At 67.2% G+C, this 12,577-nt stretch carries 20 protein-coding genes and 1 tRNA gene; 14 read left to right on the forward strand and 7 right to left on the reverse strand.

Going from position 1 to position 12,577, the window contains the following annotated elements; genetic code table 11:
• Positions 1–39: 39 nt before the first annotated feature.
• The gene (locus tag ACIBO2_RS26110) at positions 40–696 is read left to right on the forward strand and encodes a GAF and ANTAR domain-containing protein (protein ID WP_358555522.1); all 657 of its coding nucleotides are present in this window, start codon (positions 40–42) and stop codon (positions 694–696) included.
• Positions 697–715: 19 nt separating this feature from the next.
• Here the strand turns inward: ACIBO2_RS26110 and ACIBO2_RS26115 are convergent, their stop codons facing one another.
• Complete coding sequence (locus ACIBO2_RS26115) at positions 716–1,072, reverse strand: STAS domain-containing protein (protein ID WP_357946367.1); 357 nt, start codon at positions 1,070–1,072, stop codon at positions 716–718.
• A gap of 176 nt (positions 1,073–1,248) precedes the next feature.
• Between ACIBO2_RS26115 and ACIBO2_RS26120 the strand changes: the two genes are divergently transcribed.
• Entirely contained in the window at positions 1,249–2,019 is a 771-nt protein-coding gene (locus ACIBO2_RS26120; protein WP_358555519.1) for a SigB/SigF/SigG family RNA polymerase sigma factor, read from the forward strand.
• Positions 2,020–2,035: 16 nt separating this feature from the next.
• Positions 2,036–2,449, forward strand: a complete 414-nt coding sequence (locus tag ACIBO2_RS26125) for an ATP-binding protein (protein ID WP_357945833.1) — start codon at positions 2,036–2,038, stop codon at positions 2,447–2,449.
• Positions 2,450–2,554: 105 nt separating this feature from the next.
• Here ACIBO2_RS26125 and ACIBO2_RS26130 read toward each other — a convergent pair whose 3' ends face one another.
• From ACIBO2_RS26130 to ACIBO2_RS26145, 4 genes are all read right to left on the reverse strand, one after another.
• Complete coding sequence (locus ACIBO2_RS26130; RefSeq protein WP_397300001.1) at positions 2,555–2,749, reverse strand: hypothetical protein; 195 nt, start codon at positions 2,747–2,749, stop codon at positions 2,555–2,557.
• A 6-nt stretch (positions 2,750–2,755) separates the two neighbouring features.
• The gene (locus ACIBO2_RS26135) at positions 2,756–3,580 is read right to left on the reverse strand and encodes a hypothetical protein (protein ID WP_358555516.1); all 825 of its coding nucleotides are present in this window, start codon (positions 3,578–3,580) and stop codon (positions 2,756–2,758) included.
• 5 nt (positions 3,581–3,585) lie between these two features.
• A complete protein-coding gene (locus ACIBO2_RS26140) occupies positions 3,586–4,131 on the reverse strand; it encodes a hypothetical protein (RefSeq protein ID WP_358555513.1) in 546 nt (181 codons plus the stop codon).
• A 69-nt stretch (positions 4,132–4,200) separates the two neighbouring features.
• Positions 4,201–4,626, reverse strand: a complete 426-nt coding sequence (locus tag ACIBO2_RS26145) for a hypothetical protein (protein WP_358555510.1) — start codon at positions 4,624–4,626, stop codon at positions 4,201–4,203.
• Between the two features lie 85 nt (positions 4,627–4,711).
• Here ACIBO2_RS26145 and ACIBO2_RS26150 point away from each other — a divergent pair.
• A tRNA-Pro gene (locus ACIBO2_RS26150) sits at positions 4,712–4,785 on the forward strand.
• A gap of 117 nt (positions 4,786–4,902) precedes the next feature.
• On the opposite strand, the gene ACIBO2_RS26155 is transcribed toward ACIBO2_RS26150, so the two are convergent.
• Together ACIBO2_RS26155 and ACIBO2_RS26160 are read right to left on the reverse strand one after the other, a co-directional pair.
• Entirely contained in the window at positions 4,903–6,090 is a 1,188-nt protein-coding gene (locus tag ACIBO2_RS26155) for a tyrosine-type recombinase/integrase (protein WP_397300006.1), read from the reverse strand.
• A complete protein-coding gene (locus ACIBO2_RS26160; protein ID WP_397300009.1) occupies positions 6,090–6,635 on the reverse strand; it encodes a hypothetical protein in 546 nt (181 codons plus the stop codon). Before ACIBO2_RS26160 ends, ACIBO2_RS26155 begins: the two co-directional genes overlap by 1 nt.
• Before the next feature lie 141 nt (positions 6,636–6,776).
• Here ACIBO2_RS26160 and ACIBO2_RS26165 point away from each other — a divergent pair, with 141 nt between their 5' ends.
• From ACIBO2_RS26165 to ACIBO2_RS26210, 10 genes are all read left to right on the forward strand, one after another.
• Entirely contained in the window at positions 6,777–7,010 is a 234-nt protein-coding gene (locus ACIBO2_RS26165; protein ID WP_397300012.1) for a DNA-binding protein, read from the forward strand.
• Positions 6,997–7,341: a hypothetical protein gene (locus ACIBO2_RS26170; RefSeq protein ID WP_397300015.1), complete on the forward strand. Its 345-nt coding sequence runs from the start codon at positions 6,997–6,999 to the stop codon at positions 7,339–7,341. The genes ACIBO2_RS26165 and ACIBO2_RS26170 overlap by 14 nt, the downstream gene beginning before the upstream one ends.
• On the forward strand, positions 7,341–7,544 hold the full coding sequence (locus tag ACIBO2_RS26175; RefSeq protein ID WP_397300018.1) for a hypothetical protein: 204 nt from the start codon (positions 7,341–7,343) through the stop codon (positions 7,542–7,544). The genes ACIBO2_RS26170 and ACIBO2_RS26175 overlap by 1 nt, the downstream gene beginning before the upstream one ends.
• Entirely contained in the window at positions 7,541–9,160 is a 1,620-nt protein-coding gene (locus ACIBO2_RS26180; protein WP_397300021.1) for a phage/plasmid primase, P4 family, read from the forward strand. The genes ACIBO2_RS26175 and ACIBO2_RS26180 overlap by 4 nt, the downstream gene beginning before the upstream one ends.
• Positions 9,161–9,591: 431 nt before the next feature.
• A complete protein-coding gene (locus ACIBO2_RS26185; RefSeq protein ID WP_397300024.1) occupies positions 9,592–10,086 on the forward strand; it encodes a hypothetical protein in 495 nt (164 codons plus the stop codon).
• Complete coding sequence (locus ACIBO2_RS26190; protein ID WP_397300027.1) at positions 10,083–10,376, forward strand: hypothetical protein; 294 nt, start codon at positions 10,083–10,085, stop codon at positions 10,374–10,376. The genes ACIBO2_RS26185 and ACIBO2_RS26190 overlap by 4 nt, the downstream gene beginning before the upstream one ends.
• Positions 10,373–10,804, forward strand: coding sequence for a hypothetical protein (locus tag ACIBO2_RS26195; RefSeq protein WP_397300030.1), 432 nt, complete (start codon positions 10,373–10,375; stop codon positions 10,802–10,804). Before ACIBO2_RS26190 ends, ACIBO2_RS26195 begins: the two co-directional genes overlap by 4 nt.
• On the forward strand, positions 10,749–11,228 hold the full coding sequence (locus ACIBO2_RS26200) for a hypothetical protein (protein WP_397300033.1): 480 nt from the start codon (positions 10,749–10,751) through the stop codon (positions 11,226–11,228). The genes ACIBO2_RS26195 and ACIBO2_RS26200 overlap by 56 nt, the downstream gene beginning before the upstream one ends.
• Positions 11,225–11,851, forward strand: a complete 627-nt coding sequence (locus ACIBO2_RS26205; RefSeq protein ID WP_397300036.1) for a hypothetical protein — start codon at positions 11,225–11,227, stop codon at positions 11,849–11,851. The genes ACIBO2_RS26200 and ACIBO2_RS26205 overlap by 4 nt, the downstream gene beginning before the upstream one ends.
• Before the next feature lie 159 nt (positions 11,852–12,010).
• Positions 12,011–12,286, forward strand: coding sequence for a hypothetical protein (locus ACIBO2_RS26210; protein WP_397300038.1), 276 nt, complete (start codon positions 12,011–12,013; stop codon positions 12,284–12,286).
• Positions 12,287–12,577: the final 291 nt, after the last annotated feature.

Consider the following 12,577-nt stretch of genomic DNA (forward strand, 5'->3'; position numbering starts at 1 on the left):
ACCCCCGGACTTGCCCGTAACCTGGCGACTCTCGGGCGGTTGGGCGAAGACAACTCAACGGAAAGCGTGCTGCGCGGTCTGACCACCGCGCTGGCCGACGGAGTCCCCGGCTGCTCGGGCGGTTCCGCCGAGCACTGGCGGGACCAGCGGGTGCTGGTGTCGGGCTCGCACAGCGAGCTCATCATGCTGGTCGAAGGCGAACGCGACATCGGCGAGGGCCCGTCGACTGACGCCAGGCTGACCGGCGGCCGGGTGGTCGTGACGGACGTGCTCAGCGACTCGCGCTGGCCGCGCTACGCCCCGCTCGCCGCCCGCTGGGGCGTGCGCTCGGTGCTCACCGTGCCGATCCGGCTCGACCCCGTCCTGCTGGTCATCGGCCTCTATTCGGTACGGCCGGCCGCCTTCTCCCCGCAGGCCGCCCAGGCGCTGGCCGACATGCTGGCCGAGCAGGTGGGCGTGGCCATGGCCAACCTGTGGGACTTCGAGGAAGCGCGTACGGACGCCGCCCAGCTTCAGGAGGCCCTGGCCGGTCGCTCGGTGATCGACCAGGCCAAGGGCATCATCATGAAGACCAGCGGGTGCTCGTCCGAGGCGGCCTTCGAGGAACTGCGCCGAATCTCACAGCACCACCAGGTCAAGGTGGCGGACCTGGCCAGGCTCCTGGTCGACGAGCACCAGAAAAAGTCCCGCCGCTAGCGGCCTTGGTGGAATGTGCTCAGCCAATGGCGGCCAAGGCGTCGTCGAGCGTGTCGTACAGCGGCAGCCGCTGCGCGAGCCCGGTGATCCACATGACCTTTGACTTTGAATATTCCACGCCGACCAGGGCAAACCTGGCACCCGATGCCAGGCTGGTCTGCCAATGGTGGACGATCAGGCCGAGCGCGCGCGAGTCCATGAACGTCACTCCGGCCAGGTCCAGGATCAGCTCGGAACCCGCCAGAGAGAGGTAGTCGGCGAACTGCTCGCGCGTCGTGGCGTCGAGCACGCCATCGACCTTGATCACCGTGATCTCGTCCACGGTCGACGACGTAAGGCTCAGGGCCGTCACCGCCCCTTCGCCGTTCTCCGGCATTGTCACGGGGCAACCCTACTGTCACCGCACGAAGGAGGAATACTTCTGCCGTGAGGGGGGACACTGGATCCGAAGTCCAGCAGAGGGCTTCCGTCTCGGATGTAGAGCGAGGCCGGCCTCTGCATGGGCTTTTCCTGCAGGTGGAGGCGGCCCTGCGACCCATATGAGGAGCAGCCATGGCTGTGCGGGAATTCGTCCTCGAGGAGTTGACCGCCGAAGAATTGCTGGCCGAAATGGCCGGCGAAGCCACTACCGACAGTCACCGCGAACGCCTGAGGGAGCGCATCGTCGAGATGCACCGCTCGCTCGCCATGGAGATCGCCAGACGCTACCGCTACCGCGGTGAGCCTCTGGAGGATCTTCTGCAGGCCGCGTACGTCGGCCTCATGAAGGCCGTCAACGGCTTCGACCCCACTCTCGGCCACGCCTTCAGGGGCTACGCCGTCGTCACGATGACCGGCGAGGTCAAGCGCCACTTCCGCGACCGTACCTGGGCCATCCGGGTGCCGCGCCTCTATCAGGAGCGCCGCTCCGAGCTGAACCGGCTCGTCGCCGATCTCAGCCAGGACCTGGGACGCTCCCCGACCGTGGCCGAACTGGCCGCGAAGATGAACATCAGCGAGGAGGACGTCCTGCTCACGCTCGACGCCTCGGCCGCCTACAGCACGCTGTCGCTCGACGCGCCGCTCGGAACCGAGGACGACGCCGCCTCTCTCGGCGACATCATCCCGGAGGACGACGATACGCTGAGCAAGATGGTCGACCGGCAGGCCGTCAAGCCGCTGATCGACGCGCTGCCGTCGCGTGAGAAGCACATCCTGCTGCTTCGCTTCTTTGGGAACATGACACAAGCCGAAATAGCGGCAGAGTTCGGCATCTCGCAGATGCATGTATCGCGAATCCTCCGTAAAGTGCTGGACCAGCTACGTAGTGAGCTAGTCAGCTGATTAAGGCGGTTACCGGGTGAACGAGGATGTCGATCCTCAGGCGGGCTCCATCAGCCCGCCACCGGGCGCGCCGGTGAAAAAGCTGAGCTTCCGGTTGCCGGACCTCCCGCGGGTTCGCCAGTTCGCCGCGTCCGAGGCCCGCGAGGTGGGCATGGCGGAAGAGGCGGTGGGCGATTTCGTCATCGCCGTCAACGAGGTGGCCACCAACGCCGTCACCCACGGCACGGTCGACGCACAGCTCCGCACCTGGGTCCACGACGGCGAACTGGTGGTCGAGGTACACGACGAGGGCACCTGGAAGCCCGGCCCGATGCCCGGCTCGGTGGGCGGGATGGGACTCTGGGTGGCCCGCCTGCTCTCCTCCGACCTGTCGCTGCGGGTGGGCGGCGAGGGCAGCACGGTCACCATGCGCTTCCCCAGCAAGACCTGATCTCACCAGACATGAATCGACATGTGCGCGCGCGACGCCCCGTGATCATCTCGTGATCATCGAGTGCGCCGCGCGCTGTCGTGCTGTGTCCGCTATCGGCGTTCGTTATCGGCGGGTACGGCCTCGCCAGCCGCCGTAGCTCTTGACGCTGGCCGTGCCGATGCCCGCCTGGTGCAGCGCCAGCAGGGTGAGGCCGAGCAGCATGAACGTCGTGCCGGAGATCCCTGACCCGATGCGCACGTTCAGCAGGTCGAGCAGGAAGCCCAGGCCGAAAATGATCGCCGCGACTATCGCCAGCATGTCCCGTTACCTCGTTCCGTAGGCCGTATCGGTTGCGTGGCTCGTCTCATGGCCTGTTGCGAGACCTGTCTCGTGCCCTGATGTCTCGTGCCCTGTCTCGTGGCCTGAGAGGGTGAGCAGCCGCTCCAGCACGACCCGGTAGTCGCGCAGGGCCAGCCGTAGCTGCTCGGTGTCGCCAGCGCCCTTCCAGCGGTCGCGCAGCTCGCCCGTACGAGCCGTCAGACCGCTGGTGATCGCCTCGACGACCTCTTCGACCAGTCCTTCGGCCCGCTGGACGGCGTCACTGGGGTCGTCCACGAACGAGGTCTGCAGCTCGCGCCAGCGGCCCTGCACTTCGGCCGGGTCCTGGTCGAACAGGACGACGGACTGAGGGGCGGCGTGGGCCGGCGCGCTCTCCACCACCATGGGCTCGCCGGCCACGTCGTCGGTGCCGCCGCCGTACTCGGGCTCGGAATCCGCCAGCATGTCGCCGCCCGTCGGGGCGTACGGCTTGTGGTGGCGGGCGCCATTCCCCTCGTCGTTCTCGTCGTTCTCGTCGTTCTCCGCGTCGACCTGCGACCGCTCGTCACGGACGCTGTCTTCCCTGCTGAGGTCGGCGGTGGGGGTGTCGTTCGCGCGGAAGTCGTCCTTGGGGGAGCCGTCGTCCCTGGCATCATCGTCTGGAACGGCATCGGCACGGAAGCCGCCCACGCGGTCATCGTCCGTACGGAAGTCGTGTGCGCGGTCATCGTCCGTGCGGAGACCGTCCCTGGGGGCGTCGTCGTGCCCCCGGGCATCATCGTCGACTTGGTCCGCCCGTTGCGACGGCACTTTCAGCTCGTCGCTCGTCATATCGGTCACCGTCCTCGCGTGGTCTCTTGTAGGAGCTCTTCGAAGAGCGCGCGGTAGTGCACCATCGCCTGACGGAGGTCCTCGGTAGAGGCCTCCTTCCTGGCGGCGCGCCCGCTGATCTCGTGGGCCGCCCGGTAGTGGTCCAGGGTGGCACCGTGCCCGACGGACAGGTCGGACACCCGCTGCTCGAAGTCCTCCGTGGGGTAGCCTCGCTCCGCCATGACCGCCGCCACCAGCTGGTCGGCCTCGGATACCGCGAACCCGGGGGCGTCGACGAAGCGCTCCTGCACCTCGTTCCACCGGGCGGCGTAGCTGTCACGTGACTCCTCCGGCAGGGGCCGGATGTCCAGCTCGGAGTGGCGCTGCTCACGGGCGAGCAACTCCTGCTCCGCGTCGTGCCTGCTGTCGTGCTCCGCCATCAGGCGTTCGTACTCGGGGCCGAAACGTGCGCGGAGGCGGCTGCGGCGCTGCTGCTGCAACACCACGTAGCCGACTGCGGCGAGGGCCACCACCGCGACCACGACGACGACCACCCAGATCAAGGTGGACATGATGTTCGCCTCCGGTCTCTAATGTCGAGACCAGCGACTGCCCCCGTACGAGCGCCCGAAACGCCGGTGTCAGCGGCCTTCCAGCGCTTTCCTGGCCGCTTCCAGCACTGTAGCGACGTGTGAGTCACCAGGGGCGGCGGCGACCTCCCTGAACCCGCTCACGCTGTCGTAGCCGACGTCGAGCCCGGCATCGACCAGCCGCTGCGCCCACCGCAAGGCAGTGTTCAACCGCTCGGCCGCCGGCGGCTTCCCCTGCGCGGCGGCGGACAGGTTCCGCAGGTTCGTGGCGGGCCCGGACTGCGCGTGCTTCCGCTCCAGCTTCCACGGTACGGCCCGGCTGTGATCGAGCATCGGCTTGGCCAGGCCCGCGGCCCGCTTGGCCTGCAGCACCCCGGACTCACTGACCCCGAAGTGCGCGGCCAACTCCTGCACACTCATCCCCTCGGCGACGAGCCTGGCCAGCTCACTCCGATCGACGGTCGGCCTACGCCCCACGAGCCCCTCCCGCTGAGTACACGTGCGGTTCTGATGTGCGCTAAGGTTATGACGTCTCGCCCCGCAGGGGGTGATCGACACAAACCGGGACGTAGCGCAGCTTGGTAGCGCACTTGACTGGGGGTCAAGGGGTCGCAGGTTCAAATCCTGTCGTCCCGACGGTTGAGAAGGACGAAAGTCCAGGTTAGGGCCTTGAATCACTTCGGTGAGACAAGGCCCTTGCTCGTTTCTAGGACCGGGCGTCTCACAATTTCTCACAACCGCTCTTGATCTTGCTCAGCCGAGTAGCTCAGAGAGCTTGTCCGAACCGGCCCTCAGACTCTCCGGGTCCGGGTGTACGTACGTCCTTTTGGTGAACGACAGATCCGAGTGACCCGCCCACGCCGACACCACGGTGTCCGGCACGCCGTTGTTGGCCATCCACGACAGGCACGCGTGGCGAGCGTCGTATAGCCGCACCTTTCGGACTCCGGCCTCCTCCATGAGCCGGTACGCCGCACGGCGTAGCTTGTCCGTCTTCCACGGCCGCCCCAGCTCATCGACGAGCACATAACCGCTGTCCTCGTACGCCTCGCCCGCCGCGAGCTTCTCCGCAGCCTGGAGCGCCTTGAACGTGCGTAACGCCCGATGGACTGGCGCCGGCGCTGGCAAGGTTCGCTCCCCGGCGTCGGACTTGGCGCCCTTCTCGACCACCTTGTTACGTTCCCCCTTCTCGAGGGAGCGGTCGTAGACGATCGTCCTCGTGTTTGCGATGGCGATCGTGCCCGTGTCGAGGTCGATGTCCTCCTCCCAGCGCAGCCCGCACACCTCCGCAGGCCGGTTGGCGATCAGCGCGAGCAGCATCACCGCGAACAGTCGGTGTCCGCTGATCGCAGTGATGAACGCCTTGACCTCCGTCTCGGTCCAGGGGCGGACCTTCGGCGTGGCCGCGTTGTTCTTCTGCTCACGTGAGATGGTGACGTGCTCGGCCACGTTCCGCCCGACCAGCTGCCGGCGTACGGCCAGATTCAGTGCGGCTCGTAACCGCCCGAGTGTGAGCCGAACAGAGCGGAGGCCGAGCGGCGTTCCCGGCTTGCCGCCGCGGCGCCGCCCCTCAGTGAGCATGTAGCTGATCAGGTCCTCGATGTCGTCCTCGGTTAGCCCTTGCAGCGGCTTATGCCCGAGGCGGACTCGTACGGGGCGGATGGCGTTCTCGTAGTTGCTGGCCGTCCCCTCCTCCACATCCCTGGTCGCCGCCTTAACCCAGGTGTCGAGCAGCTCGTTCACGGTCATGCCGCTCGGCGCAACCAGCGTGCCCGTGTTCCGCTGGTGCGTGATCCGCGCGAGCTCGTTCTTGGCTTGTGTCTTCGTATCCGTTGTGACTGTGAGCTGCTGGCGCTTGCCGTTCTCGTCACGCCCGATGTCCACGACGAACCGATAACGTGTGGTGCCGTCCTTGAGCGTGATCATCTTGATCTTGGGCACTAACTCTCCTTCCTGCTCGCCTTGCCTCGCTTGGCCGGTGGCAGGAAGCCACGCAGCCTCGCCTCTCTAACCCAGGTGTGCACCGTAGGCAGCTTTGCTCCCGCGTCTGCCGCCATCGCTGCTACGGGGTGAGGTACGCCGCGCGCCCACGTCAGGTAGTGCTGAGCTACCAGGCGGCTGAATTCCTCGGGGGACATCTCGGGACTCCGGCGCAGGGGAGGAAGCTTGTCGACCTCTTCCCGTACGCCTGTCGGGCCGATGTTGACGCTGTTCTCCAGCTCCACGACCGGCACGCGACGCACGATGTCAGTGGTCACGGCATCGCCGACCAGGATCACCGCAGATAGGACCAACCTGCCGTTCTCGTCTCTCGTATAGCCGGCGCCAACGCCGACGCTGGGGAAGATCGTCCCTTGGTGGAAAACCCGCCACATGTCGCCGCCGAAGTCCTCTTTGAGCTTCTTTTCAAGCTCTTGCGAGCCGTATGCGTCGCCCTTCGGGACGTCAGGGTGCAGGTCGGGGTCAACAAGCCAACGGTGCGTCATGGCCAGAACCGTACGGGAGTCCACTCTCGTCCACAACTTTGGTCGATGTGACCCATGAGTCTGTACAGGCTGAGTTGACGAAATCTTTGTCGGTGCGGTTCACTGCCACTCGTAAGTCTGTTCACTCTCATTGGGGGGGATATGCGGAAGCGCGCTGATTTCACGGTGCCGACGCTGGACGAGATCAAGCGGTGGCCTGCCAGCGTGGACGTGCCCACGGGCGGTACGGCGTTCGGCATCTCACGTGCCTACTCGTACGAGCTGGTGAAGCGCAACGAGTTCCCGGCAAGGCTGATTCAGGCTGGGGGCGTCACGCGAGTCATTACCGCCGACATCCTGGCCAAGCTCGGTGGTGGTGCCGATGTCGCCGCCTGAAAACACGAAAGCCGCCCGGCCAGGGGCGGCTCTCGAAAGCGGCCAGCAGGCCACAGAAGACAGCCCCACCGTACAGGCTCGGGCCGACAAGCGGAACTACTTCCCGCGGCAACTCCCCATCGTGAGGAGCGCAACCGCGTACCCGCCCGCATGGGGCACCGTGACCACGCTGATCGTGCTCGACCAGCCGTGCGACTGCGGGGACTGGCACAACCACAAGGTCAAGGGCGTCACGCCCGCGCTGCTCGCCCGTAAGGCGCGGTGCGGAACCAAGTACGAGCTCGCCCTGCACGCGCCGCGCGTCACCAGGCGTGGAAGGCGGGCCGCGTGATGAGCGACGTCGACAAGATGCTGCAGCTGCTCGCGGACTACGAGGGGCAGCGGCAGCGGGAGAGCAGCGCATTCGAGGACGGGTTCCGGCTCGGCTGGGAACACGGTCTCGATGTCGGGCGCGGCATGGCCGAACACGAGATCGAGCAGGCATGGAAGGCGCTCGCAGCCAAGGTGCGCGCCATCGGGAAGGGGCGCGCGTGACCGACCACAAGTTCTTGGGGCTGTCCGACGAGGAGGTGTTGGCGCTCCTCACGTGCGGCAACTGCGGTTCAACCGAGCACACTCACTGCAGCGGGGTGGTACAGCCCGCCACGTCCTTTGCGGCAGCGTTCGATGCCGCGCTAGGGGGCGAGCCCGACAAGGCCAAGCTGATAGATCTCGGGTACGACAAGGCGGAGGCTGCCGTCCTTGCCAATCGGGAGCTGCGCGAGGCCCGCAAGCCGCTCGTCCTTGAAGAGGACCCCGCCCCCAGCGAGCCCTACACGGAGCTGGGGCACGCTCGCCGCCTGGTGGCCGCCTACGGGGACGAGCTGCGCTACATCCCCGTGTGGAAGAAGTGGATGGTGTGGGACGGCGCACGGTGGGAGCTCGACACCACGGGCCGTACCCAGCGCCGCGCCAAAGCTGTCGCCCGCGGAGCGCTGGAGTGGGCACAAGAGGTAGACGAAGACGACGGCGGCAAGGCCATCGTGAGCGCAGCCAAGCGGCTGGAAAGCTCACGGGGCGTCGCCGGCATCCTGTCCCTCGCGGGCACAGAGAAGCTGATCGCCCTCGACCCGTCCGCGCTGGACGCAGACTCTTATCTGTTGAACTGCGCAAACGGCGTGCTCGACCTGCGCACGGGTGAACTGCTCCCCCCTGACCCGATGCTGCACCTGACCAAGGTGACCAAGGCCGCGTTCAGGGCCGACGCCGAAGCGCCCGAGTTCCGCAAGTTCCTAGAGCGCATCCTGCCCGACGAGCCTGTGAGGGCGTTCGTGCAACGCCTGCTCGGCTACAGCTTGCTCGGCTTGGTGCAGGAACACATCCTCGCCGTGTTCTACGGCGTCGGCGCGAACGGCAAGGGAACGCTCCTCGGGTCGGTCGATTACGTGCTCGGCGACTACGCGGTCACCCCTGACCCGGAGCTGCTGGCCGAACGGTCGGGCAACTTCCACCCGACATCCAGTGCCAGCCTGTTCGGTGCCCGACTCGCCGTCATCCAGGAGTTCGACGAGGGCCGCCGCCTTGCCGAGGGCACCGTTAAGCGGCTGACCGGTGGCGACCCCATCGCAGCCCGCCGTATGCGTGAGGACTTCTGGGAGTTCGACCCCTCCCACACCTTCATCATGGCGTCGAACTACCGGCCAGTCGTCCGCGGCGCCGATGAGGGCATCTGGCGTCGCCTGCGGCTCGTCCCGTTCGACGTGGTGATCCCCGCGGCCGAGCGCGACGGAGAGCTACCCCAGCGGTTGCGCCTGGAGGCTGACGGCATTCTCACGTGGCTGGTCGAGGGATACGCCTTCTGGCAGGTGAACGGCCTCGACGAGCCGGACGCGGTGACCAAAGCCACGAAGGAGTACCGCGATGACTCCGACGCGCTCGCGCGGTTCCTCGCCAGCCGGTGCACGACCGCGGGGTTCGTGTCCGTCAACGCCACTCAGCTCTACACGGCTTGGACACGGTGGTGCACCTCCGAAGGGATCGAGTCGGGCAGCCAGACGGCGTTCAGCAACGCGCTCGTGCAACGCGGGTTCGACAAGGTGAAGTCGCATGGCTCAATGACCTTCAAGGGCATCGGGTTACTTGTCGAGTCCGAGACCCCTGACCTGCACTAACGCGAATCGGGGGAGGGTTGGGGAGGGTCTACACATTAACGGCCTAGCACGTAAGTTACCGGCCGGTAGAACTTTTGCTAGGGCGTTAACGCACAGGCCCTCCCCAACCCTCCCCCCGAACCCCTGACCTGCATTTTTGCGGATGGCCACAAAAATGCTCCGCTACCGGAGAAATCCCGCCTGTCCCACTTGCCGACCGCACCCCAAGGAAGTGCCCCCAGATGCCTCACCTCGTGGCAGACGCCATCCCCGACGGGACATACGCCACAGCGAACCCCGACCAACCCAACGTCGTAACCCTGTGGGTCGTCCGCTTCGGCAACCTCAGCGCCTACCCGCCCGGCCGGCGCTGGGCACCGCTACCTCCCCGCGCCCCTGCTGGGCTCACGCATGCTGAGCGCGCGGAGTGGCGACAGGACTGGTATGACCGCGTGTACTTCGAATGGAAGGCCAGCGTCATCGCTGCCATCGCCGCTGACCTCGACGGCGCGGCCCGCCTCTTCCGCGACCTGGTGCCCGAGCAGGAGCGGCCAGACCTCGACGACTACCGGCCGCGTGCACGCGCCGCCTCTTCGCGTCCACGCAGGTCACGCCTAATTCCCGGCGCCGGGAAAAAGCGCAAACCGGACAAGACGGACTTTGCTGCCGCTGCCCTGGCCGAGCGCATGTCCGTGCGCCAGGTTGCCGAGGTGCTGAAGCTCACCAGGATGACCGCGTGGCGGCGCATCCAGAACGGTCGAACGGGCCACGCGGACCTGTTGCTGAAGATGCGGACCGTATCGCGCGGAGGGCCGATCGAGATGCCGTCGAGCAGTGCTCTACCAGCCGGTAAGTTGCGGGAACCAACGCTCTCGCAAGTTACGCCAACCATGGGCGTAACGCCCACAGTTGTTGGTCAGAGCCCAACGGTTGGGGGCGGGCAGTGAACGAGGACCTGGCCCACCAGACCGCGCTAGCCCTGCTGCGCCTCGCCGAACTCGACGATGCCGAAGCTGTACGGCTCCTGGTCGACCAGCTCGACGCCGACGAGCTGCGGGCCGTCCTGCTCTTGCAGACGGACAACCTGCGCACGGCGTTCAACCCGTGGTCGGTCATGCACGGCCTGTCCGTCGTCGCTGTCCAGCATGAGCGGCAGTTCGGCGAAGTGCGCCAGGACTACCTCCTGCTGCGGATCCTGCGCATGGCTGGCGCCAAGCAGTACCGGGAGGAGGAGTGACGTACGTGGACGGGGCCCTCGTCTCCGGGTTCGCCGCGCACGTCGTCGACAGGCTGCTCGCCCGCCACCTCGCCCCGCTGCTCGCCGATCCGCGGCTGACGCCCGAGCAGCGTGCCGCGCTGGAGAGTGTCAAAGCTGACACCCGCGAAGCTGCCCGGCGCTGGGAAGCTTCCACTATTTCCGCAGACATTTCCGAGGAAACGCCCCGACCGGAAACCGCGCCACTCTCGGAGTGGGTCACCACCGAGCAGGCCGCAACCCAGCTCGGCGTGACATCCCGCCGCGCTCGGCAACTCGCCGCCGGCGGACTCGGCGTGAAGGTCCACGGCGCGTGGCTGCTGGACCCAGAGGCGGTCAGGGAAAGGCGGACAGGTGCGAGCAGACGACCTGAGGGGGGAACCCCTCCGGATCTACGAGGCGTGGCTTAGCTGCGGCTACACCGAGGCTCAGGCCCTCGAAGAGGTAGCGCGCTCGGGTGTCACGGCCGAGCAGGAGATGGCAGAGCTGTTCGAGAACATGGGCCTACCCGGCGACGTGGCCCGGACTGCGGCCCGCGGCCGACGCGGACCCGTCGGTGACCCGTTCGACCAGATGGCCGAAGTGTTCAAGACCATGGGCCTCTCGCCTGAGCAGGCCCGCAAGGCCGCGATCGGCAGGTACGGCACGGAGAGCGAAGCCCGCCGAGCGTTCACCCCCGAACCAAAGCCCACCCCACAAGCAGCTCCGCCGCCGTCTGTGCCGGAGATTGTGGAGCGCACCGACGCCCTTACGCGCCAGGGAGTACCCCTGCTTGAGGCCCGCCGCCGCGCCTACCGCGAGATGTACGGCAGCAACCCGAAGGGGGCAGCGTGATGGGGATCCTGACCAGGGGCACACCGGTCGAGCGGGCGTTCGCCGACCTCGACAAGGCGCGCGAGACCGTAGCGCGCTGGCAGGCCGAGCAGGCAGCCAAGCGCGCCGAACTGTCAGACCTCGAATCCCGCATCGGGGCCGAGGTGCTCGACGACGAGTCCGCCGCCGAACGCCTCGCCGACCAAGCCGTGAAGCTACGCGCTCAGATCGACGTAGCCGCGCGAACAGAGCGCGCCGCCACCGATCGGGTCACCGACGCCGGTAGAGCCGTCCTGCGCGCGTACGCGGGCGAACAGCAGGCCAACGCCGATCGTCTCCGCTCCCAGGTCGAGCAGAGGCAGGCCAAGACCGACGCGATGCTGAAAGCGGTCAGCGAATGGGAGGGCGGCGTCTCCTACACCCCCGTCACCCCGTCGTCCCTTGAAGTGCAGGGCGCCGGCCAGTCAGGCGTCTCCTACAAGATCCCGTTGACGGTTGCTCTCAGGAACCAGATGACCGGCCTCGAAGCCAAGGCCCGCCAGTACGAGGGGTACGCTGACGCCCCCGCCGAGCAGGTGGCCGAGCAGGTAGAGCGGCTGGCAGGCCGCCTTCACACTCCCGCGCCGGCGACGGTGGCGGGCTGAGACCAGGGTGCGCGCAGGCAGGCGTCAACGTCGCCGCGGCCGTGAAGGTTGTAGGGCACGGTACGCGGATCTAAGGCCGGGAGGTCTCAAATGACTTACCTCCGGACCGTTGAACGGCCTGCGTCTCGCCTCGCGCGCACCCCGAGTCCAGGGGGACTCATGACTGAACAGACCTTCGAGGCGACAGCCGCGGCTTGGGTGCGGCTCGCCGTGGCCCTCGACCAGCTCGACGACGACGGCATGGGCGCCCTGTACGGGATGCTGCGGCACTGGCGGTCCAACCTGCCGGCCGAGGCGGCCGTCACTGTCGACACGCTCGACTCGCTACGTCACCTGGTGTTCGCCATCATGGCCGACCGCAAGGGCGTGACCGTTGACGAGATCACGGCGCTAGTCGCCGATGCTCTGGCCGGGGGCGGTGAGGACAACGGCTGACCGCAGCGTAACTGTCAAACTGACGGCCGACGTCCGCCCGTACATCGTGGCCCTGGCGCAGGCCGAGGCCGCCACAGCGAAGCTCCGCGACTCCCTCCAACGTAAGACCACCATCGGCATCGATGCCGACACTTCGAGCGCTCAGGCGAGCGTGGCCGAACTGCAGGCCCGCATGCGGGAGCTGTCGTCCCGCACGATCGGCGTGGACCTGGACGCGGGCGCGGCCCGGTCTGAACTGTCGAGTATCCGCAGCGAACTGGAGCGGCTGAACGCCGCCAGTGCAGACCCACA

Source organism: Nonomuraea sp. NPDC050022 (assembly GCF_044460705.1).
In the GTDB taxonomy this organism is placed as follows: Bacteria; Actinomycetota; Actinomycetes; order Streptosporangiales; family Streptosporangiaceae; genus Nonomuraea.

Coding starts and splice junctions, on each gene's coding strand:
- ACIBO2_RS26175 (WP_397300018.1), top strand. CDS start 7,341: ATGAGCGACGTCGACAAGATGCTGCAGCTGCTCGCGGACTACGAGGGG.
- ACIBO2_RS26160 (WP_397300009.1), bottom strand. CDS start 6,635: ATGACGCACCGTTGGCTTGTTGACCCCGACCTGCACCCTGACGTCCCG.
- ACIBO2_RS26135 (WP_358555516.1), bottom strand. CDS start 3,580: ATGACGAGCGACGAGCTGAAAGTGCCGTCGCAACGGGCGGACCAAGTC.
- ACIBO2_RS26130 (WP_397300001.1), bottom strand. CDS start 2,749: ATGCTGGCGATAGTCGCGGCGATCATTTTCGGCCTGGGCTTCCTGCTC.
- ACIBO2_RS26165 (WP_397300012.1), top strand. CDS start 6,777: ATGCGGAAGCGCGCTGATTTCACGGTGCCGACGCTGGACGAGATCAAG.
- ACIBO2_RS26170 (WP_397300015.1), top strand. CDS start 6,997: ATGTCGCCGCCTGAAAACACGAAAGCCGCCCGGCCAGGGGCGGCTCTC.
- ACIBO2_RS26140 (WP_358555513.1), bottom strand. CDS start 4,131: ATGTCCACCTTGATCTGGGTGGTCGTCGTCGTGGTCGCGGTGGTGGCC.
- ACIBO2_RS26115 (WP_357946367.1), bottom strand. CDS start 1,072: ATGCCGGAGAACGGCGAAGGGGCGGTGACGGCCCTGAGCCTTACGTCG.
- ACIBO2_RS26120 (WP_358555519.1), top strand. CDS start 1,249: ATGGCTGTGCGGGAATTCGTCCTCGAGGAGTTGACCGCCGAAGAATTG.
- ACIBO2_RS26210 (WP_397300038.1), top strand. CDS start 12,011: ATGACTGAACAGACCTTCGAGGCGACAGCCGCGGCTTGGGTGCGGCTC.